The following is a 21,070-nucleotide window of genomic DNA, read 5'->3' on the forward strand; positions in this document are numbered from 1 at the left end:
GCGCCTGGGTGAGCAACAGGACACCGGCCTGAGTTTCGGCGAGTCGCGTAACCATGACGTGACCAACTTTGCGATGGACCTGGCGGTCAATCTCGGCGAACAGTTGTCGATCGAATATCTGTTCCTGCGCAATGCCTTCAGTGTCGAGGCGGTAGAGCAGATTCGCCGCTGCATGGAAGACACCCTCGAGGCCATGATCGTTACGCCGACGGCGCGCCTGGGCAACCTTCAGCGCCTTGGGGCCGAGCAGTGGCGAGCCTTTGAGCAGTGGAGTGCGGCGCCGAATGCCAGCTATCACGCGCAGCTCTTGCCGGAACTGATCGCACGCCATGCCGATTCGCGTGGCGAGGCGACGGCACTGGTGTGTGGGGGCGATTCGCTGAGCTACGGTGAGCTGGAACGTCGAGCCAATGGCCTGGCCCATCGCTTGATCGAGCTGGGGGCTGGGCCGGAAGTGGTGGTCGGGGTGGCCCTGGAGCGCTCCGTCGAGATGATCGTGGCGTTACTGGCGGTGATGAAAAGCGGCGCGGCTTATGTGCCGTTGGACATCGACTATCCGCCCGAACGCCTGGCGTTCATGATGCAAGACTCGGCGATGGCGCTGTTGCTGACCCATAGCCAGGTGCAGGCGCGCCTTCCGGCGGTGGAAGGCCTGGCGCAGCTGGCCATCGACACGTTTGACCGCGCCGGCTACAGCGACACGCCGCCCGCCAGCAGTTTGCTGGGCGCCAATCTGGCCTACTTGATTTATACCTCGGGCTCCACCGGTCGGCCGAAAGGCGTGGCAGTGGCGCATGGGCCGATGAGCATGCATTGCCAGGCCATCGCCGGGCTGTATGACATGGATGAGCGCACCCGCGAGCTGCATTTCATGTCATTTGCCTTCGACGGCGCTCATGAGCGCTGGCTCAGTACGCTATTGAGCGGGGGCACGCTGGTGATCCGCGATGCCAGCCTGTGGACACCGGAGCAGACCTTCGACGCCTTGCATCAACACGGCATCACGATTGCCTGTTTCCCGCCGGCCTACCTCAAGCAGTTGGCGGAGTACGCGGCCCATAGCCAACAGGAACCACCCGCGGTACGGGTGTATTGCTTCGGTGGCGATGCGGTGCCGGACCAGACCTTCGAACAAGTGAAAGCGGCACTGCGTCCACAGTTCTTTACCAACGGCTATGGCCCCACCGAAACCGTGGTCACGCCGATGCTCTGGAAGGTCCCGGTCGACACCCGGTGCGAGGCTGCCTATGCGCCGATCGGGCGTGCTGTCGGCGAGCGCGCGCTGTACGTGCTGGACGAAGACCTCAACCCGCTGCCGCCGGGGATTGCCGGTGAGCTCTACATCGGTGGCCAGGGCATTGCCCGCGGCTATTACCGTCGTCCGGACCTGAGTGCCGAGCGCTTTGTGCCGGACCCGTTCGGGTCGCCGGGCGATCGTCTCTACCGCAGCGGCGACCTGGTACGCCAGCGTGTTGATGGTGTGCTTGATTACGTCGGGCGTATTGACCACCAGATCAAGGTCCGGGGCTTTCGCATTGAACTGGGGGAAATCGAGGCGAGCCTGCGGCAACTGGACGATGTCAGTGACGCGTTGGTGATCGCCCGTGACAGTGCGTCGGGCAAGCAGCTGATCGGTTATGTGGTGACGCCCGATGGCATGGCCATCGGTGATCGCCTCAAGGCGGACTTGCGCGCGCAATTGCCGGATTACATGGTGCCCACCCAGGTCATCTGCATGGCGGCGCTGCCTGTCACGCCCAACGGCAAGCTGGATCGCCAGGCCTTGCCGGAGCCTGAATTCAAGGGCGGCGAGTATGTTCCCGGCCGTACTCGTGACGAGCAACTGCTGGCACAGGTCTGGGCTGATGTGTTGCAAGTGGAGCGCGTGGGCATCACCGACAACTTCTTCGAGTTGGGCGGTGACTCGATCCTCAGCCTGCAAGTCGTCTCGCGGGTACGCAACCACCCTGAACTGAAGATGGACCTCAAGCTGCGGGACCTGATGCGCGGGCAGACCATCGAGGCGATTTTCGAGCAGCGTTCAAGCACCGTCGCTACGCTGATCGAGGATGTTTCGCAGGTGGCCGCCGAGGGCCAGTTCAACCTGATTCCGATCCAGCAGTGGCTGTTCGACCAGCGTATGAGCGAGCCGCACCATTACAATCAGGCATTGATGCTGCGTGCACGCCAGGCGCTGAATCTGCCGGCGCTGGAGCTGGCATTGCGCTGCATGTTGAAGCAGCACGACGCCCTGCGCCTGCGCTTTCGTGAGGTGGGCGCACGCTATTGCCAGCATTACCAGCCGCTGGAGGACATGCAGGCGCAATGGGCCACTGAGCCCTTGTTATGGCAACACACCGTGGCCGATGAAGCGGAGCTTGAGCTGTACGCCGAACAGGTACAGCGCAGCCTGGACCTGCAAGACGGGCCGGTGTGGCGTACCGCTCATGTGACGTTGGGCGATGGCCAGGTGCGGGTATTGATGGTGATCCATCATTTGGTGATCGACACCGTTTCCTGGCGTTTGCTGCTGCAGGATTTGCAGGTCGCTTATGAGGCTTACCGCAATGGCCAGGCGCCGGCCCTGCCGATTCGTACCAGCAGCTACCGGGCCTGGGCCGAGGGTCTGCAAGCGTACGCGGCGAATTATCCGGCGCAGGAGCAAGCCTGGTGGCTTGAGCAGATCGACCAGCCGGGCAGTGAGCTGCCGTGCGATAACCCGCGTGGCAAGAACCAGGTGCAGTACCAGTCGGTCGCGCTGATGGGCCTGTCGCAGGAGCATACCCAGCAGTTGCTCAAGCAAGTGCCTGCGGTCTACCAGACGCAGATCAACGATGTGTTGCTCGCCGCGCTGAGCCGGGTGTTGTGCCGCTGGAGCGGGCAGCCTTCGGTATTGATCCAGCTCGAAGGCCATGGCCGCGAAGACCTGGTCAAGGACATCGACCTGAGCCGCAGCCTGGGCTGGTTCACCAGCATGTTCCCGGTGCGCCTGGCACCCGGTGCCGGGGCTGACATCGGGAGCTCGGTGCGTGCGGTGCAGCGGCAATTGGCGGCCGTACCGAACAAGGGCCTGGGCTACGGCATCCTGCGTCACATGAGCGGTGTGTCGATGGCCGATACCTTGCGCCTGGCACCCCAGGCGCGTGTCACCTTCAACTACCTGGGGCAGTTCGACCAGAGCTTCGATGACAAGGCGATGCTGGTGCCGGCTCAGGAGAGCTATGGCAGTTGCTACAGCCCGCAGGCGGCCCTGGGCAATTGGCTGGAAGTGGTGGGGCAGGTGTATGACGGACGCCTGGCGATGCGCTGTATTTTCAGCACGCGCCGCTACCGTGCCGAAACCGTCGAACAGTTGATGCGAGAGTACCAGGCCGAACTGGAGGCGCTGATCGAGCATTGCGTGGCACAAGCGGCTTAAGGATTGAGGCCGATCCATCGTTATACAAAGAGGGGCCCTTGTGGCTCCTCTTTCGTCTGTGGCTTTTTCATAAGGAAACCTGCGATGTCCTTGCATCCGGAACTCAATGCCTTCCTCGACCTGGCGCAAGAAAGCCAGGCGGACGGTCCTGGGCCGTTTCACCTGTCAACGCCCGCCCAGGCTCGTGAGGCGTTCGAGCGCACCACCGCGCAACTGCGCTGGCAGGCGCCTGCGCAGGTGCGCTGCAGCCACATCGAATTCACGGCACGCGATGGCGCGACGCTGGCGTTGCGTGTGTACCGTCCAGCTGACGTTTCGGCGCAGAGCCTGCCGGTGCTGGTGTACTTCCATGGCGGTGGCTACGTGGTCGGCAGCCTGGAATCCCATGACGGGGTGTGCCGCGAGTTCTGCGCCAGAACTCCGTGTGCGGTGGTTTCAGTGGGTTATCGACTGGCGCCGGAGCACAGGTTCCCGACGCCGCTGAACGATGGCGCCGATGCCCTGGCCTGGCTGGCCGATAACGCTGCAGCCGAAGGCCTGGACCTCACCCGCGTGGCTTTCGGTGGCGACAGTGTGGGGGCCACGCTGGCGACGGTGCTGGCGTTGCAGTCGGTGCTCGAGCCCGCGACGCTGGCAATTAAACCCTGCTGGCAACTGCTGTGCTATCCGGTGACGGACGCTTCTACCAATAGCCCGTCGACCGAGCTGTTCGGCGAGGGCTATCTGCTGGAGACCGAGACACTGGAATGGTTCTACCGGCATTACGCCCGGGAGGCGGCGGATCGTCTTGACTGGCGCTTCTCGCCATTGCTGGCGCCGGGGTACCCGGGCATGCCACCGGCGCTGATTGCGTTGGCCGGTCATGACCCGCTGCTGGATGAAGGGCGTGCCTATGCCCGACGGTTGCAGGAACAGGGGGTGGCGGTGGAAGTGATCGAGTACGCCGGGTTGATTCACGATTTCCTGCGCCTGCAGAGCGTGGTGCCGGATATCGACGAGGTGTACGCTCAATTGACCCAGGCATTGCGAGCCGCGCTGGCAGCTTGAGAACAGGCACAAAAAAACCGGGCCAGGCCCGGTTTTTTTGTGGGTGTTGCCTAGAAGTTGTACGTCACGTCAACCGAGGCGACGCGTTCCTGGCCGTAGTAGCAGCCGAACGAGTAGTTGCAGTGGGACACGTACTCGCGGTTGAACACGTTCTGCACGTTCAGGCTGGTTTCCACGCCACGCAGGCTTGGCGATACCTTGCTCAGGTCGTAGCTGACGGTGGTGTCATAGACCACAAAGCCCGGGACCTCGAACGAGTTGGCAGCATCACCGGGTTTGGGGCCGGTGTAGCGGGCGCCGGCACCGAAGGTCAGGCCATTGAGCACCGCCTGGGTGAAGTGGTAGTCAACCCACAGCGATGCCGAGACCGGTGCCTGTTGCTCGGTGCGGTTACCGGTGTTGCCGTAGTTGTTCTTGATGTAGAACGCGTCGAGGTAGGACGCAGCAGCCAGTACGTCGACGTTGGCAATCGTCGATTTGACTTCCAGTTCAACACCGCGGGAGCGAACCTGGCCTTGCTGGACCGAGTACTGGGTGTACTCGTTATCCTGGCTCAACACGTTTTTCTGCTTGATCTGGTACACGGAAGCCGTGATCAGCGTCTTCTCGAACGGCTGGTACTTCACACCCACTTCGTACTGTTCGCCTTCGGTCGGCGCGAAGGCCTTGCCGCCACGTTCGGGCGCGGTAGTGCCAACGGTCGGCAGGAAGGATTCGGAGTAGCTGACGTACGGCGCCAGCCCGAAGTCGGTGACATAGGTCAGGCCGACACGGCCGGTGAACTTGTTGTCACGCTGTTCGGTGATGGAGTTTGCAATCAGGTCCTTGTTTTCAACTTCAGCCCAGTCCTGACGGCCACCAATGGTCAGGATCCACTTGTCCAGTTTGATCTGGTCCTGCAGGTAGACGCCGGTCTGGCGCACGGTGTTGTCCCACTTGGTGGTTTTTTCCGGGGTCAGGCTGCTGGTGTCGTAGTTGTTGTTTTCGCCGTAGAGGTTGATCGGCAGTACGTTGTAGGCGTTGTAGCCGGTGTATTTGCGGTTGAAGTTGCGATAATCCAGGCCGACCAGGGTGGTGTGCTCCAGCGCGCCGGTGTTGAATTTGTATTCCAGGTTGTTATCGATGGTGTAGGCGGTGTTGTGCTGGCGCCAGTCGAGTTTGACACGGTTGGCCCGGGTCTGGTCGACCGCGCCGGTGACTGCATCGGTGACGAAGCTGCGCAGGTAGAAGCCTTTATAGTCGTCGCGTACGTCGGTGTAGCGGGCGGTGGAGCGACCTTTCAGGTTTTCGCTGAAGCTGTGGGTCAAGTCGTAGCCCAGGATGAACTGGTCACGTTTGTAGTCGTTGTATTTCGAGTCGCCGGAGAAGAAGTTGCGGTCGATGCGTTTGCCGTTGGGGCCGCGCTCGAGAGAGCCGATCATTGGCAACGCCTGATAGTCTTCCAGGCCTCGGTCCCGCTGGATCTGCGCCAGTACGGTCAGGGATGTGTCGTCGTTCGGGGCCCAGGTCAGGCTGGGTGCCAGCAGCATGCGTTCGCTGTGGGTATGATCGACCTGCTGGTTGCCTTTCTTCGCGACGCCGACGATGCGATAGCTGAACTCTTTCTGATCGTCGAGCGGGCCGCTGGTGTCGAATGCGCCGTTGACCCGGTTGTAGCTGCCGGCACCGATCTTGACCTCGCTGCGTTGTTCGGTGGTCGGTCGCTTGGAGACCATGTTGATCAGGCCGCCCGGCTGGTTCTGGCCAAAGAGCACCGACGATGGGCCCTTGAGCACTTCGATGCGCTCCAGGGTATACGGATCGATTTGCGGGGCGCCGCCGAGGCTGCCGGCATAGGGCAAGTAAGCGCCGTCCAGGTACAGCTGGGTAGGGGCGAAGCCACGGCTGGTGATTTCGTCGGCGATCGCATTGCGGTCGGTGAAGCCGCCGGTGTTCAGGCCTGGCGTGTAGCGCAAGGCCTGGGTCAGGTTGAGTGCGCCCTGGGTTTCGATCTGTTTAGCGGTGACCACGTTGACGGTTTGCGGGATTTCCAGGAGGGGCGTATCGGTCTTGGTGCCGGTGGCGCTGCGGGTGGCAACGTAGCCGTCCACGGGGCCGTAGGCCGATTCAACAGCCTGGCCACTGATGGTGGTGGCACCCAGCTCCAGTGAATCACCCGTTGCCCGGGCACGTACGGTGACGGTGTTGGCTTGAACGGTGAACACAGCGCCGGTCCCCACCAGCATCTGCGACAACGCCTGTTCAGGCGACAGCCGGCCGCTCACCGGCTGGCTGTGCTGGCCCTTTACATCATCGGCGCTGTACAGCACTTGCATGTTCGACTGGGTGCCCAGTGCCTGCAGGGCGCTTGCCAGCGATTGTGCCGGGATATTGAAGTTGATCTCCTGGGCCTGAACCTGCGCACTGAACGGCAACGCCAGCGCCATGCTGAACGCGGTGGCGCTGAAGCCCGGCTGCAGCATACGGCGCATGAACAAGGCTTTGGTAAAACGTGGAATCCCCGCAATTGCTGACATTGTGCTCACTCTTACTGGTTTTAATGGTTGCGTAGTTGTTAGCGATTCTTAATTAGACGCATGAGGCCGGAAAAACCAGAATGAGAATCTAACTTATTCATGCCGGTTGCAGTTCGGTGGCTACTTTCCCGGCTTCCATGCGGACCAGTTGGTCGGCAATGTCGAAGTAACGATCGTCGTGGGAAATCACGATGATGGTTTTGCCCAGGCGCTTGAGATCCGGCAGCAGCTCGGTGTAGAAAATCCGCCGGAACGTCGGGTCCTGGTCTGCGGCCCATTCGTCAAACACCAGCACCGGGCGTTCCTCCAGCCATGCATTGACCAGCGCCAGGCGCTTGCGCTGGCCGGTGGACAGGTCGGTGGTGGTGAACGAACCGTCACGCACGCTGACCTTGTGGCCGATTTCCAGGCGCTGCAGGTATTGGTTGGCATCTTCGGGAATATGGGTATCGCCCTGCACCACGTCGTCGAACAGGTAGTAGTCAGCGAAGATCGTGGTGAACAACTGGCGATAGTCGTCACGTGTCACTGCCGTCACGGGCTGCCCGTTGAGGCGGATTTCCCCCTGCTGCGGGGCGTACAGGCCTAGCAGCAGCTTGATCAGGGTGGTCTTGCCGCAACCGTTTTCGCCGACAATGAAGATGATGTCGCCTTGCTCGATCTTCAGGTTGACCGGGCCCAGGCGAAACGGTGCGCTGCCTTCGGTGGCGGGGAAACTGTAGGACACGTCCGTCAATTCCAGGCTGTGCACCGGCGTACTCTGGTTGCCTTGGTCGCTGAGCAGCAGGTGGGGTTCGGGCGAGGAAAACTGCTCCGACAGCGCGGCGATACGGCGGAATGCGATCTGCGCGCGGCTGACGATTGGCAGGGTGCCGATCAGATGCTCCAGCGGCCCTTTCATGTACAGCAGCACCAGCACAAAGCCGCTCATCACTGATTTGTCGGCACTCGGCCACAGTGATTGCAGGGCGAGTGCCAGCCCGATGACCACGAAAAACAGCATGGAGCCGAGGGTCTTGGCGACGACGAAAATATTCACCGAACGAATTTGTGTGTCGCAGATTTTGTCGGCGGTGCTTTCTATCCCCGACACAAACATGCGGTGCCTGCGCGGACGATGGATGCGCAACTCCTTGGCGCCCTCGGCGATGGAATTGTAGTGTTTCTGCAGTTCGTCTTCGGCGTCGCGGGCCTCCATGAAGCCTTTGATTCCCCGGCCCCGGGCGATGTACTGGACGACCGTGCCGATGATGATCGCGACCACCATGATCAAGAACATCGGCCATGACAGCATCGCCAGGTAACCCATGCAGCCAAGGGTGACGGTCAGCGAAATGGCCAGCGGGGCGAAGGCGAACGCGAAATCGCTGATGGTGTCGACGTCGTGGGTGAGCACCGGGATCAGGCGGTGGCTGCGGTAGCGCTCAATCTGTTCGATGGGCGCCGACAGGACTTTTTCCCCAAGCTCCTTGCGCAGCCGGGCGATGATCTTTTGCCCCACATAATTGGTGCCGATATCGGAAAAGATCGAACTGACCAGTGCCAGCAGGCAGAGGCCGGCAAAGGCGCCGACCACGGTGTTGGTCAGGCCGTTGTCGGCGTGCAGCACGGTATTGATGGTCGCCAGCAATACCGTGACGCTGAGGCCGCCGACCATGCCGAGCAGAATGGAGCCGACAACGATCAGCCGAAAGGGTTTGAGCAGGGTGAACAATTCATTGATCACCCCACGTGTTGGTTTGCTCATGGAGGTTCCCTGCTTGAAGATCGGCCGGGCCCGGCTTCGGTCGCGGGCTCGGCCTGGGTGGCATAGAGGGCGGTGGTGCGCCGCAATGCGTTGCATGACGGGTCACACACACCTGTAAAACGACTGGGGGGAGGGTTAATTTAGAGGGCTGGCTGCCTTACAGGTCCCGCACGACGCGAAAGCCGATCCAGTCGCCGCGGTTGTCCGGTACCAACGCATTGCGGTTGCCGGAGCGGGAGAACACGGGGGCTTCCCCCCAGTCGTTGCCGCGGATGCGTCTGAACTGGCATTTACCGGTCAGCCAGGCGCTGCCGTCGCTTGGGGCGCCGACGTAATCATCGTTGTAGCAATCGGCTGTCCACTCGTAGACGTTGCCGTGCATGTCGTACATGCCGAACGCGTTGGGCGGGTAGCTGCCCACCGGGGACGAGTAGCTGTAGCCATCCGCCGGGCCGTAGGTGTTGGCATGCTGGGCAATGCTGTAGCCCTTGCCCTCGTCGAACGGGAAGGGGAACGGGCCGGTGGAGCCGGCGCGGGCGGCGTATTCACGTTGGGCTTCACTGACCATCTGGTAGTGATGGCCGGTTTTCTTCGATAGCCAGGCGACGTAGTTCTGCACATCCTCGAAGTCCATGCACACGGCAGGTTGGCGCGGCCCCTGGGGGTAGCGTGGCTTGCTGGCGACGCACTCGCGGCCGGGTCGTTCATCGCCATTGGCAATCTTGACCCCGGACTGGCGTACATAGCTGTCCCACTCGCCGGCTGTGACCTGGAAGCGGCTCATGGCGAAGGGCTTGGCAAAGGTGACCGGGTGCATCGGGCCTTCATCAGGCTCGCGGCCCACTTCGTCTTCCGGGGTGCCCATGGTGAACGTACCGGCGGGCAACACGACCATTTCCGGGCAGTCCTTGCAGTCCTTGAACACTTTACCGGGTGTCGGCGTGGCCGCCTGGGCCAGCCCGGGTAGCAGGGCACTGCACAGTGTTGTCAGAATCACTGCGGCCAGCGGTTTCAGGTGCGGGTGATGGTTCATGGGAGCATCTCGCTGAAATGAAAAAGAGGCGTCACAACCGTTGGCTCAGCAACGTCATGAAGCGCTGGATCTCGGCCGATGTGTTGAGCAGGCCCGGGGAAGTGCGAATCACCGGGCCGGCGTCCCGATATACCGAGTCGATCACTACCCGGTTTTTCATCATGTGGGCGGCCACGTCGCGGCTGTCCTGGCCGTTGACCCGGAAGAAGGTGAAGCCTGCCGACAACTCGCTGCTGCGGGGTGTCACCAGCTCAATCTTCGAGTGCGCCAGCAGTTGGGTCTTCAGTTCGTCGTTGAGCTGATGAATGCGTGCCTGTACCTGCGGCTTGCCCAACTGCAAGTGCAGCTTGAAGGCTTCATCCGCAGCCCAGCGATGTTCAAAGGCGTGGTAGCCGCCGGGTGTCATGGTGGTGGCGAAGTTGGTGTCTTCGGAGAAGGTCGGCACCATCGGTGTCACGTCGGTGTTCTGTTCCGAGCGGGCGCAAATGATCCCGGTGCCCCGCGGGCCGAACATCCACTTGTGGGTGCCGGCAATGAAAAAGTCGCAATGCATGTCCGGGAAATCGAGGTTCTCGACGCCAAAGCCATGCACACCATCGACCACGTAGAGGATGCGGTCCTTGTCGTCACGGTTGCGGTTGTGTTCATCCACCAGCTTGCCGATCGCGCCGATCGGCAGCTTGACGCCGCTGCCGGATTGCACCCAGGTCATGCCGAGCACACGGGTATTGGGGCGGATATTGCGCTCGATAGAACCGAGCACTTCATCGACGGACACCGAATGGGCGCTCTCGAACAATTTGATCTTGCGTACCTGGGTGCCTTCCTTGCGTACCCGGAAATCGAGGCTGTAGGCGGTGGCGTAATGTTCGTGAACAGTGGTGAGGATTTCCTGGTCGGGGCGTACCTGGATCCCGCCGTAAATCATCGCCAGGCCTTCGGAGGTGCTGCCGGTCAGGGCTATCTGGCCGGGCCTGGCATTCAGGTAGCGGCCGGCCCATTCGCGCACCTGGCCTTCACGCTTCCATGTCTCTTGCAGGTCCCAATCCATGGCCAGGCCGGGGTTGCGGTCGATCTGCGCGCGGTAGCGCTCGATGGCCTCACGCACCGGCTTGGGGTGCGAGGCCACCAGGAAATTCGAAAAGTGCAGGTAGTCCGGGTCCTGGGTAAACAGTTGGCGAAAGCCTGCCCAAGGGTCGCCAGGTGGTGCCGCATTGCCTGCCAGTGCCTGGGGGATGATGGCAGTGCCCAGCGGCAGGCTCGCGGCGAGAAGCCCGGCCTGCTTGAGAAACGTACGGCGGTCGGTCATGAATTCACTTCATTCATTGAGGGTGGTTCAGCGGTTGGCCAATGGCTTGGCAGCTTTTTGTACCTGGTCCCAGACCCGCAGGAAGTTGCCTCCCCAGAGCTTGGCGATATCGGCTTCGGAGTAGCCGCGCTGGATCAGTTCCGCAGTCACGTTGCGCACTTCGCCGACGTTCTCCCAGCCCTTGAGGCCGCCGCCGTCGTTGAAGTCCGAGGCGATGCCGACGTGGTCGATGCCAACCTTGCGCACGGTGTAATCGATGGCATCGCCCAAGTCCTTGAGGGTGGCCTTGGGTTCTTCTTCGAGGATGGCGTACAGCGCACTGGCGTATTGGCCAAACTTTTGTTCTGGCCAGGCCGAGATGATCGGGTCGCCGGGCATCAGGGCTACGGCCAGGTTGGGCAGTGGCGGCAGGTCGAAGCGCGCGCGCAACGCGTTGAGTTTGTCCTGGGTGGGCTGGCTGAGGGGGCGCAGGTAAGCTGGGAAGCCCACCACCTGAACGACACCGCCGCTGTTCTTGATCAGTTGCAGTTCCTTGTCGCTGAGGTTGCGCGGTATGTCCACCGACGCCCGTGGCGCCGAGTGGGAGGCCACCATCGGTGTGCGGCTCAGTTGCGCAACTTGCTCCAGGGCCTTGGTGGACATCTGCGAGACATCAATGATTACCCCCAGGTCATTGAGGCGATGCACGGCTTGCTTGCCGATATCCGAGAGGCCGTCGAGGGCATCGGGTGAGTCATTGAAAAACGGCAGTGGGCGTGACGAGTCCGACCAGGCGTTGTTGCCGATGTAGCTGAAGCCGAACATGCGCATGCCGCGCGCGGTCCACAGGTTCAACTGATTAAGGTCATCACCCAGCGGGTAGGCGTTGAGCATGCTGATAAAGATCGCAAACTTGCCTTCGCCATGCAGACGCCGGAAATCATCCGGGGTGTAGGCAATGCCCACTTGGTTGGGGAAGTCGCGAACCATGCCGGAGATGATCTTGTAGCGAGTCTCCTGCTGGTGGCGGGCTTCTTCGACAAAACCCGCGGTGGGCTTGTGGGGCGCATTGGGGCCGTTCCACATTTCCGGCCAGCCGAAAATCGTCAGGGCTGCACCCGACAGGCGCCCCCGGCTGGCCTTGGCCAGGTCGAACTGGCCGCTGCCGTCCTTGTCGGCTTCGTTGCCGGCGGTACCAAAGTTGAGCGGCACGGTGATGTGACTGTCGAACGACAGCAGGCGGTCCTGCATCTCATTGGCCTGCTTGATTACCGCCAACGGGTACCCGGCATTGCCCCTGAACCAATGGTCCCAAGCCAGGAACCCGGCCCCGGCGCCAATGGCCAGGACCAGCGGCAGGCCGAAGTACAACGCCTTTTTCGAACGTGGTTTTGTCATTGCCATCTCAGTCAGTTGAGGCCTTTGCTATCTGGGATGAACGAGCGATGGCCGGGAAAATTTAAGCCTGGGAGGCGCGGTGCTAAATTTCCCCTGTCAGCGAACGTTCTAGCTTGGATAAAGCCTGCTTGATGGCTGACACAGGTAAAGCAATGACGATTTCTCGACGAGGGTTCATCGCCGGCCTGGCGCTGACTGGCGCTGCAGTGCCTGCGGCCTTTTATGCCCATCGCGAGCTGACGCGTGAAGAGTTTCCGATTACCCCGGGCGAAGCCACGGTGGATCTGGCAGACACCGCCGGCCAGCATTTGGCGGACAGCCTGCGTGGCGTGTGGCATGTGCAGTTGGCAGGCCGCGATGCCGGCCTGAAAGGCCTGCCCCTGGAGGGCCTGGAATTGCTCCTCGACGTTGCCCCGCGTGGGCGTGGCCTGCGGGGCTACCTCGACACTGGCGAGCAACTGCGTGCCGACGGCGAGCCGCGCTATCGTGTGTTGGGTGACCTGACTCCCGGCGACGGGGCGCATCTGTACTGGCGCCTGATCGACCGCGATGCCGTGGACGGGGCTCCAGCCTACGAGTTCACAATGACCCTTGATGAAGTCTGGGCCGAATTCGGTAACGCCGGCAGCGGCACCTTGAGCGGGCAGATCCTCAGCCTGGACCGCCCATTGGCCCTGCTCGAACGGGACAATCATTTTGTCGCCACCAAGCGGCTGTTTCCCGAGGCGCGTGAGCGCATCGGTCTCAACCCGGTTCTATTGGCCTGGTTGATTGCTCCCGAACATCGCCTGTTTCACCAGCTCTGGCACGCTTCCCGTGACCAGTGGCACAAACTCTCCGAAGACAAGCGTAATGCCTTGCGGGGGATCGGCTGGCAGCCTGGTCCGCGTGACCGGGAGCGCGATGCACGGGGGCCGCGCAAGGATCGCAACGGTTCGGGCATCGACTTCTTTTTCATGCATCGGCACATGCTGGGCGCCGCACGTTCGATGCAGGACTTGCCATCGTGGACGTACTTCCCTCAGCCACAGCCGGGGCTGGAGCGTGATCGCCAGGGGTTTGTGCGCTATTTCGACAATCATGACGGTTTCGCGTTGCCGCCTACCTGGATGGCGGCGAATGACAGTGCGTATACCCAGTGGGTCAGCGATATCAAGGCGGCCGAGACTTACCACAGTAACTTTGAGGTCTGGGAGTCGCAGTACCGCGACCCGCGCTACCTGGCGAAACTCACATTGGGGCAGTTCGGCTCTGAGGTGGAGCTGGGCCTGCACGACTGGCTGCATATGCGCTGGGCCTCGGTGCCGCGGGACCCGTCCAACGGCGCGCCGGTGCCTTTTGCACGGGACCCGGCTGACTTTGCCGCGCGTTGGTACGTGGCAGAGAATGACTTCCTTGGAGATCCGTTTTCTTCTCACGTGAATCCGGTGTTCTGGCGTTTTCATGGTTGGATCGATGACCGCATCGAGGATTGGTTTCGTGCCCACGAGCGTTTTCATCCGGGTGAAGTGAGCCGGCTGGAAGTCAACGGCGTGCCCTGGTTTGCGCCGGGGCGCTGGGTGGAGGTGGATGACCCGTGGCTGGGGCCGGACACCCATGGTTGCAGCACCACGCCGGGGTTGCAGATGGGCAAGTCGATGGAGATGGACCCGGAGACCATGAAGCTGGCGCTGCGGATTACCTTCGGGGCGGATGAGGACAGGCTGGCCGGGCTGTTTCGCAAGGTGCCGAAGCGTCCCTGGTACGCGCGCCATTTGAAGGTCAAGGAGCGGGTGCTCTAAAGCGCGCCGCTCAACGGCTGGGGCCGGGCAAGCCCGGCTTTCATTCAGTTGATTGTGCTTGCTGGCACCTGCCAGCCGCCCCCCAGTGCCTTATACAACGCAATGCTTGCGTTCAGCCGCGATCGGCGTAATTGCACATTCATGTCCTGCGCCGCATATAACGTGCGCTGCGTCTCCAGCACCGTCAGCAAGTCCTCCGCCCCGGCTTCATAGCGGCTCTGGGCAATCTCAAAGGCAGTCTGCGCCTCCCTCAGTTCCTCGCTCTGCCACTGCCGCTGCGCATCCAGCCCGCGAATGCTGCTCAGGGCTTTTTCCACATCGGCAAAGCCATTGATGATCGCTCCCCGGTACGTCTGCAGCAGCTCATCCTGGCGCGCCCGGGCCTTGTCCCGCTCGGCGCTCAGGCGGCCATTGTTGAAGATCGGTGCGACCAGGCCGGAAGTGAGGTTGTAGAACGGGCTGCGCACTACGTCGGCGAGCTTGTTGGCACCCGAGCCAAGGTCGGCACTGAGGGTGAGGGTGGGCAACATGGCTGCCCGGGCGACGGTGACGTCTGCCTGGGCTGCTGCCAGCCGGGCCTCGGCACTGGCGATGTCGGGACGGCGGCTGAGCAGTTGGCTGGGAACACCGGCGGCGATGCCCGGCCAGTTCAATTGGGCGAAGGGTTGCGGGGCCAGGTGCAGGTCCTGCACCGGTGTGCCCAGCAGTGCCGCGAGGCTGATCAAGGCCTCGTCGGCCTGTTGCTGTGCCAGCGGCAGTTGGCGTTGTTGTGCGGCCACGAGGCTTTTTTGCTGGGCCAGTTCCAGGGCGGTGGCGGAGCCTGCATCGTGGCGAGTCTGCACCAGCTTCAACACGTTTTGGGCGTTGTCCAGGTTGAGTTGGGCGATGCGCAGTTGCTCACGCAATGACAGCCACTGGGTATAGCTGGTCGCAACACCGCTCAGCAGGGTCAGTTCCACGGTGGCCTGGTCGAACTCGCTGGCGCGCACCTCTTCCACGGCGCTGTCCCGGGCGGCGCGCTTGCCACCCCAGAAATCAATTTCGTAAGTGGCGCTCAGGCGCGCATCGAAGTAATCCACGGCCTTGTTGCTGCTGGTGGCATCCAGCTGGCTGTAGCCCTTGCCCCGCAGCAGCTTCTGGCGGTTTGCATTGAACGCGCCGGTGAGTTCAGGCAGCAACGGTGCGCCGGCTATCACTGCGCTGGCCTGGGCCTGGCGCACCCGGGCCATGGCGCTGGCCAGGTCGTAACTGCCGCTGCGGGCCTGTTCGATCAGTTGGTTGAGCTGGGGGCTGTCGAAACTTGTCCACCATTGTTGGTTGGCCCGCAGCGCCGTTGCGTCGCTTGCGCTGTGCCAGGCGGGCGGTGGTCGCATGCCTGCGCCCGGACGCGGTGCGGGGCTGCTGCAGGCGGCCAGCAGCAGGCTGGCGGCGAGGAGGGTCAGGGACACTTTCATAGGGCGATCATTCACTGGTAAGGGCCTTGACCGGGTCAAGTCGAGCGGCTTTGCGGGCCGGCATGAAACCGAAGATAACGCCGGTGACCAGGGCGCAGAAGAAGGCCCCCACGGCGGCCGGAATCGAGAACGCGACGGCCACGTTGCTGAGGATGAGTACGCCACCCACCAGCAGGGCCAGGCCGATGCCGGTGACGCCGCCGACCACAGAGAGCATCACCGCTTCAGTGAGGAACTGGCGCAGGATGTCCCGCTGCCGCGCCCCGGTGGCCATGCGAATGCCGATTTCCCGGGTGCGTTCACGTACGGTCATCAGCATGATGTTCATCACCCCGATACCGCCCACCAGCAGCGAAATCGCGGCAATCGAGCCGAGCATCAGCGACAGGGTATTCTGGGTGCGTGCCTCGGCCTGGATCATCGCGGCATTGTTGGTCAGTTCAAAGTCGTGCTTGCCGTTGTGCAGGCGCAGCAACAACTGATTGATAGCCTGTTCGGCGTCGTGCACGTTGCGCGCGTCGGCGGCGGCAATCACTACGTATTCGGGGTTATAGCTGCCGAACAAGCGCACGCTGGCGGCAGAGTAGGGGATGGCGATACGGTCGTCGCTGTCTTTGTCGCCGGAGCTGGCGCCTTTTTCGGCGAGCACACCGACCACCTGGAATGGAACGTTTTCGATCAGGATGTATTGCCCGATCGGGTCGGTCACATCCTTGAACAGCTTGTCGCGTACCCGTTTGCCGATCACTGCCACCGTGGCTCCGGCGCGCTCGTCGGCCTCGGTGAAGTAACTCCCCTCGACCACTGGCCAGTTGAAAATGGCCGGGAAATTGGTGTCATTGCCCCCGACATACGCCATATGGTCGACGTTGCCAAAGCGAACGCCGGCCTCTGCGCCGTTCACCGGCATGATGCGCTTGACCTGAGGCAGGGCCGCCAGGGCGGCCACGTCGTTGAGGGTGATCACGCCGGGTGGTGTGCGCGGGTTGGGTGCCGACCCGCTGACGTAGAGGATATTGGAGCCGAAAGCGCCCATCTGCGCCATCACCTGGCGCTTGCTGCCTTCGCCCACCGCCAGCATCACCACCACCGACGCCACGCCGATGATGATCCCCAGCAGCGTCAGCGCCGTGCGAAAACGGTTGATCCACATCACCCGCCACGCGGCTTGCACGGCATCCAGCAGCTCGGCTTTCCAGGCGCCGTTGTGCTCGGCGCCATCGGCCAGGCGCTGGCGCAGGTCCACGGCTTGCAAGGCGCCCGAGATCGCCACGGGGGCCGTCTCGCTGGTGTCGGCAGAGTCGCTGATGATCAGCCCGTCGCGGATCTCGATGATGCGATTGGCCCGCGCCGCGACTTCGCGGTCGTGGGTGATCAGGATGACCACGTGGCCCTGGCTGGCCAGTTCGTCCAGCAGGGTCATGACCTCGGCGCCGCTGTGGCTGTCGAGGGCGCCGGTGGGTTCGTCGGCGAGGATGATATGCCCGCCGTTCATCAACGCCCGGGCAATCGACACCCGCTGTTGCTGGCCGCCGGAAAGCTGGTGCGGGCGGTTGCCGGTGCGCTCGGCCAGGCCCAGGCGCGTGAGCAGGGCCTTGGCGCGGGCATGGCGTTCGGCGGCGCTGATGCCGGCATAGATCGCCGGCATCTCGACGTTTTCCTGGGCCGAGCCGGATGGGATCAAGTGATAGCCTTGGAACACGAAACCGAAGGCCTCGCGGCGCAGCCAGGCGAGTTCGTCGCTGTCGAGCTGGGCGACGTTCTCTCCGGCGAACAGGTAGTCGCCCTCGGTGGGGCGGTCGAGGCAGCCGAGGATATTCATCAGCGTGGATTTGCCGGAGCCGGAGGCGCCGACAATCGCCACGAATTCCCCGGCATGGATCGCCAGGTCGATGCCGCGCAGCACATCAACCTGCGGCGTATCGCCGCCGCCGTAGGATTTGCGGATGCCCTTGAGTTCGATCAGTGGGGTCGACATTCAACCTCCGCTGCCATCGGCCGGGCCGATCAGCAGGTGATCGCCTTCGTTCAGGCCTTCCAGCACCTGGACTCGCAGGCGGTCGCTGAGGCCCAGGCGGATTTCGCGTTGCTCGATGCTGCCGTTTTTCGCCACCACGCGGGCGATCTGTTTGTCGCCGCCGAGGCTGCCTTGCAGGGCGGCGACCGGCGCGGTCAGCGTGTCCCTGGCCAGGCCGGCGACGAAGAATACCTGGGTGGTCATTTCCGCCATCAAGGCGTTATCGGTGTTGTCGACGTCCAGCAGCACCGTGTAAAGCACCACTCGCCCGGTGCCGCTTTTGCTGGCGTTGCTCGGGCTGCCACCGCCCTGGCTGGTTTCGTTGAGCGGCTTGGGCGGGATCGGCAAAATCTGCCGCACGGTGCTGGTCCAGCGTCGGCTGCCGCCGCTCAGGGTGGTGAAGTAGGCCGTCATGCCGGGTTTGACATGGCCGATGTCGGCTTCCGAGACTTCGGCCCATACGGTCATCGGCGAAAGCTTGGCGATCCGCAGGATCAGCGGGGTTTGCTGCTGGGCGTTGAGTGTCTGGCCTTCCCGGGCGTCCACCGCGACCACGGTGCCGCTCATTGGCGCATAAATGCGCGTGTAGCCCAACTCTGCCTCGTCACTGCGCAGGCTGGCCTTGGCCTGGCGAATCTGCGCCAGGAACATGTCGACCCGCGCCTGGGTGGCGCTCAGTTCGGCCCTGGCAGTTTGCACGTCTTCTTCCCGGGTGGCGTTACCGGCTTCCAGGCGTTGCTGGCGCTGGTACTTCTGGCGGGCCAGTTCGTGCTGGGCCCGTTGCTCCTGCAACTGGGCCTGCAGGTTCTCGATGGCATAGCGGCTGGCGTCGAGCTTGGCTTTTTGCGTGGAGGGGTCGATCTCTACCAGCAATTGGCCTTCCTTGACCTGGGCACCGGCCTCGACGTGAATCTTCTGGATCTGTCCGGACGCCTGGGCGCCCACGTCGACGTAGCGCCGGGGTTGCAGGGTACCCAGGGCCGTGACGCTGCTTTCGATATCGCCCCGGGTCACGGTGACGGTCGCCAGCTTGTCCCGGCCCGGCGGCAGGACCTGCCAGGCAGCTAAAGCGATGACGGGGATCAGGCACGCGACCACAAGCAGGGCGCGTCGGGCAGGTCGAGGACGTTTCATGCAGAGTTCCAGCCAGGAAAGATCGGCCCGCAGGAGCGGGAAGCTGACAGGTAGACGAGGAAATTGTCCGGGGATTTAGGCCGTTACATATGCCGTTACAGGTGTGTCAGGCAAAATAATTGGCCGGCGTTGCAAGTCTTGTTTAAAACTAGATGAGAATTACTATAAATTACACGCACCTCAAACTGCCATCATCGAATCGGCCGTTATCTTCGTACTCAAAGGACCTAATGCCGCCTACAGGCGGTCGGGAGTCATGTTGGAAAACTACTATCGCGAGCTGGTGTGTTTCCTCAACGCCAAGCTGGGCAACCGTCAGGTGGCCGAAGATGTGGTGCATGACGCTTATGTGCGGGTGCTGGGGCGTGCCAGTGAGGTCCCGATCGAGCAGCCCCGGGCGTTTCTCTATCGCACGGCGCTGAACCTGGTGATCGACGGTCATCGGCGCAACGCCCTGCGCCAGGATGAACCCCTGGAAGTACTCGACAGCGAGGAGCGTTTTTCGCTGTCTTCGCCCCATCACTGCCTGGACCACGGCCAGCGCCTGGAAATGCTTGAGCGCGCGCTGGCCGAGCTGCCGGCGCTCTGCCGTGACAGTTTCCTGTTGCGCAAGCTCGACGGCCTGTCCCACCTGCAAATCGCCGAGCGCCTGGGTATTTCCCGCGCGCTGGTGGAAAAACACATCGTCAATGCCATGAAGCATTGCCGGGCGCGCATGCGTGAGTGGGATGCGCACTGATTCCAGCGTTAGCTAAATTTTATTTCATTGTCCTCGTCTCCTATCAACACACGACCTGTTGCTGTGCCTTCAGGTCTCTGAGGCTTTCCCGCCCCACTGCCACGGGGCTTATCCAGAGGACACTGGAATGACACAGGCAATTGCATCGCCCGCCGTTCACGACCTGATCGGTATCGGGTTCGGCCCTTCGAACCTGGCGCTGGCCATCGCCCTGCAGGAACGCGAGAAAGCCCAGGGCAAACTGGACGTGCTGTTCCTCGACAAACAGGCCGACTACCGCTGGCACGGCAACACCCTGGTCACCCAGAGTGAATTGCAGATTTCCTTCCTCAAGGACCTGGTGACCCTGCGCAATCCCACCAGCCCTTATTCCTTCGTCAATTACCTGAAGGCCCACGGGCGCCTGGTGGATTTCATCAACCTGGGTACCTTCTATCCGTGCCGCATGGAGTACAACGACTACCTGCGCTGGGTCTCCGGGCAGTTCCAGGCGCAAAGCCGCTACGGCGAGGAAGTGCTGGCCATCGAGCCGATCCTGCATCAGCAGCAGGTAGAGGCGCTGCGGGTGATTTCCCGGGACGCCCAGGGTGAACAGCACGTGCGCACCACCCGCTCGGTGGTGGTCAGCGCCGGTGGTACGCCGCGTATTCCGGCGTCGTTCAAGGCGCTCAAGGATGACGGTCGGGTGTTCCATCACTCCCAGTACCTGGAACGCATGGCTCAGCAACCGTGTGTCGACGGCAAGCCGATGCGCATCGCGATCATCGGTGGTGGCCAGAGCGCAGCCGAGGCGTTTATCGACCTCAACGACAGCTTCCCGTCGGTGCAGGTCGACATGATCCTGCGCGGCTCGGCCCTCAAGCCTGCGGATGACAGCCCGTTCGTCAACGAAGTGTTCTCGCCGGAGTTCACCGACCTGGTGTTCCAGCAGAACGGCAGCGAACGCGAGCGCCTGGTCAACGAGTACCACAACACCAACTATTCGGTGGTGGACCTGGACCTGATCGAGCGCATCTACGGGATCTTCTACCGCCAGAAAGTTTCCGGCATTGCCCGTCACGCGTTCCGTACCCTGACCACCGTGGAAAAAGCCACGGCCGGGCCGCTGGGTGTGGAGTTGGCGCTGCGCAACAACGCCACCGGCGAAACCAGCCTCAACCATTACGATGCCGTCGTACTGGCCACCGGTTACGAGCGCCAGATGCATCGTCAGTTGCTCGCACCGTTGGCCGACTATATGGGCGACTTTGAAGTCAGCCGCGACTACCGCATCGTCACCGACGAGCGCTGCAAGGCCGGCATCTACATGCAGGGCTTCAGCCAGGCCAGCCATGGCCTGAGCGATACCTTGCTGTCGATCCTGCCGATCCGTGCCGACGAGATTGCCGCGTCGCTGTACGAGTACGACCGCAGCCGCGGCAAGAGCCGTTCGGTGCAGGACGTGTTGCTGGCCACCGCCAGCTGACAGGCTGCACTTGAACCGCGGGGGCGGCTGCTG

Annotated in this window: 13 protein-coding genes; 5 read left to right on the forward strand and 8 right to left on the reverse strand. The window is 62.5% G+C overall.

Features of this window, described 5'->3' with window-relative positions; genetic code table 11:
• Positions 1 to 3,418 (forward strand): non-ribosomal peptide synthetase (locus HX873_RS11865; protein ID WP_177122706.1); only part of this gene is annotated, 3,418 nt, incomplete at its 5' end.
• Between the two features lie 84 nt (positions 3,419 to 3,502).
• The gene (locus tag HX873_RS11870) at positions 3,503 to 4,465 is read left to right on the forward strand and encodes an alpha/beta hydrolase (RefSeq protein ID WP_134327024.1); all 963 of its coding nucleotides are present in this window, start codon (positions 3,503 to 3,505) and stop codon (positions 4,463 to 4,465) included.
• A 50-nt stretch (positions 4,466 to 4,515) separates the two neighbouring features.
• On the opposite strand, the gene HX873_RS11875 is transcribed toward HX873_RS11870, so the two are convergent.
• The 5 genes from HX873_RS11875 to pvdM form a co-directional block, all read right to left on the reverse strand.
• A complete protein-coding gene (locus HX873_RS11875) occupies positions 4,516 to 6,981 on the reverse strand; it encodes a TonB-dependent siderophore receptor (RefSeq protein WP_003208546.1) in 2,466 nt (821 codons plus the stop codon).
• A 97-nt stretch (positions 6,982 to 7,078) separates the two neighbouring features.
• A complete protein-coding gene (locus HX873_RS11880; RefSeq protein ID WP_003208548.1) occupies positions 7,079 to 8,728 on the reverse strand; it encodes a cyclic peptide export ABC transporter in 1,650 nt (549 codons plus the stop codon).
• Positions 8,729 to 8,885: 157 nt separating this feature from the next.
• Positions 8,886 to 9,761: a formylglycine-generating enzyme family protein gene (locus HX873_RS11885; RefSeq protein ID WP_008434504.1), complete on the reverse strand. Its 876-nt coding sequence runs from the start codon at positions 9,759 to 9,761 to the stop codon at positions 8,886 to 8,888.
• A 31-nt stretch (positions 9,762 to 9,792) separates the two neighbouring features.
• Positions 9,793 to 11,070: an aminotransferase class V-fold PLP-dependent enzyme gene (locus HX873_RS11890; RefSeq protein WP_003208551.1), complete on the reverse strand. Its 1,278-nt coding sequence runs from the start codon at positions 11,068 to 11,070 to the stop codon at positions 9,793 to 9,795.
• A 27-nt stretch (positions 11,071 to 11,097) separates the two neighbouring features.
• On the reverse strand, positions 11,098 to 12,447 hold the full coding sequence (gene pvdM / locus HX873_RS11895) for a pyoverdine-tailoring dipeptidase-like protein PvdM (protein ID WP_008434503.1): 1,350 nt from the start codon (positions 12,445 to 12,447) through the stop codon (positions 11,098 to 11,100).
• Positions 12,448 to 12,599: 152 nt separating this feature from the next.
• Between pvdM and HX873_RS11900 the strand changes: the two genes are divergently transcribed.
• Positions 12,600 to 14,228: a PvdJ/PvdD/PvdP-like protein gene (locus tag HX873_RS11900; protein ID WP_102369565.1), complete on the forward strand. Its 1,629-nt coding sequence runs from the start codon at positions 12,600 to 12,602 to the stop codon at positions 14,226 to 14,228.
• A gap of 44 nt (positions 14,229 to 14,272) precedes the next feature.
• Here HX873_RS11900 and HX873_RS11905 read toward each other — a convergent pair whose 3' ends face one another.
• From HX873_RS11905 to HX873_RS11915, 3 genes are read right to left on the reverse strand one after another with little or no spacing between them, the layout of a single operon-like run.
• Positions 14,273 to 15,682, reverse strand: a complete 1,410-nt coding sequence (locus HX873_RS11905; RefSeq protein ID WP_177122707.1) for an efflux transporter outer membrane subunit — start codon at positions 15,680 to 15,682, stop codon at positions 14,273 to 14,275.
• Between the two features lie 7 nt (positions 15,683 to 15,689).
• On the reverse strand, positions 15,690 to 17,660 hold the full coding sequence (locus tag HX873_RS11910) for a MacB family efflux pump subunit (protein ID WP_177122708.1): 1,971 nt from the start codon (positions 17,658 to 17,660) through the stop codon (positions 15,690 to 15,692).
• Positions 17,661 to 18,833, reverse strand: coding sequence for an efflux RND transporter periplasmic adaptor subunit (locus tag HX873_RS11915; protein ID WP_177122709.1), 1,173 nt, complete (start codon positions 18,831 to 18,833; stop codon positions 17,661 to 17,663). It lies immediately after the preceding gene.
• 256 nt (positions 18,834 to 19,089) lie between these two features.
• On the opposite strand from HX873_RS11915, the gene HX873_RS11920 reads away from it, so the two are divergent.
• Positions 19,090 to 19,572 (forward strand): sigma-70 family RNA polymerase sigma factor, encoded by a 483-nt coding sequence (locus HX873_RS11920; protein ID WP_032899291.1) that lies wholly within the window; start codon positions 19,090 to 19,092, stop codon positions 19,570 to 19,572.
• Positions 19,573 to 19,699: 127 nt separating this feature from the next.
• On the forward strand, positions 19,700 to 21,037 hold the full coding sequence (locus tag HX873_RS11925; protein ID WP_177041542.1) for a lysine N(6)-hydroxylase/L-ornithine N(5)-oxygenase family protein: 1,338 nt from the start codon (positions 19,700 to 19,702) through the stop codon (positions 21,035 to 21,037).
• Positions 21,038 to 21,070: the final 33 nt, after the last annotated feature.

This window comes from Pseudomonas sp. P7758 (assembly GCF_013386485.1).
Lineage (GTDB): Bacteria > Pseudomonadota > Gammaproteobacteria > Pseudomonadales > Pseudomonadaceae > Aquipseudomonas.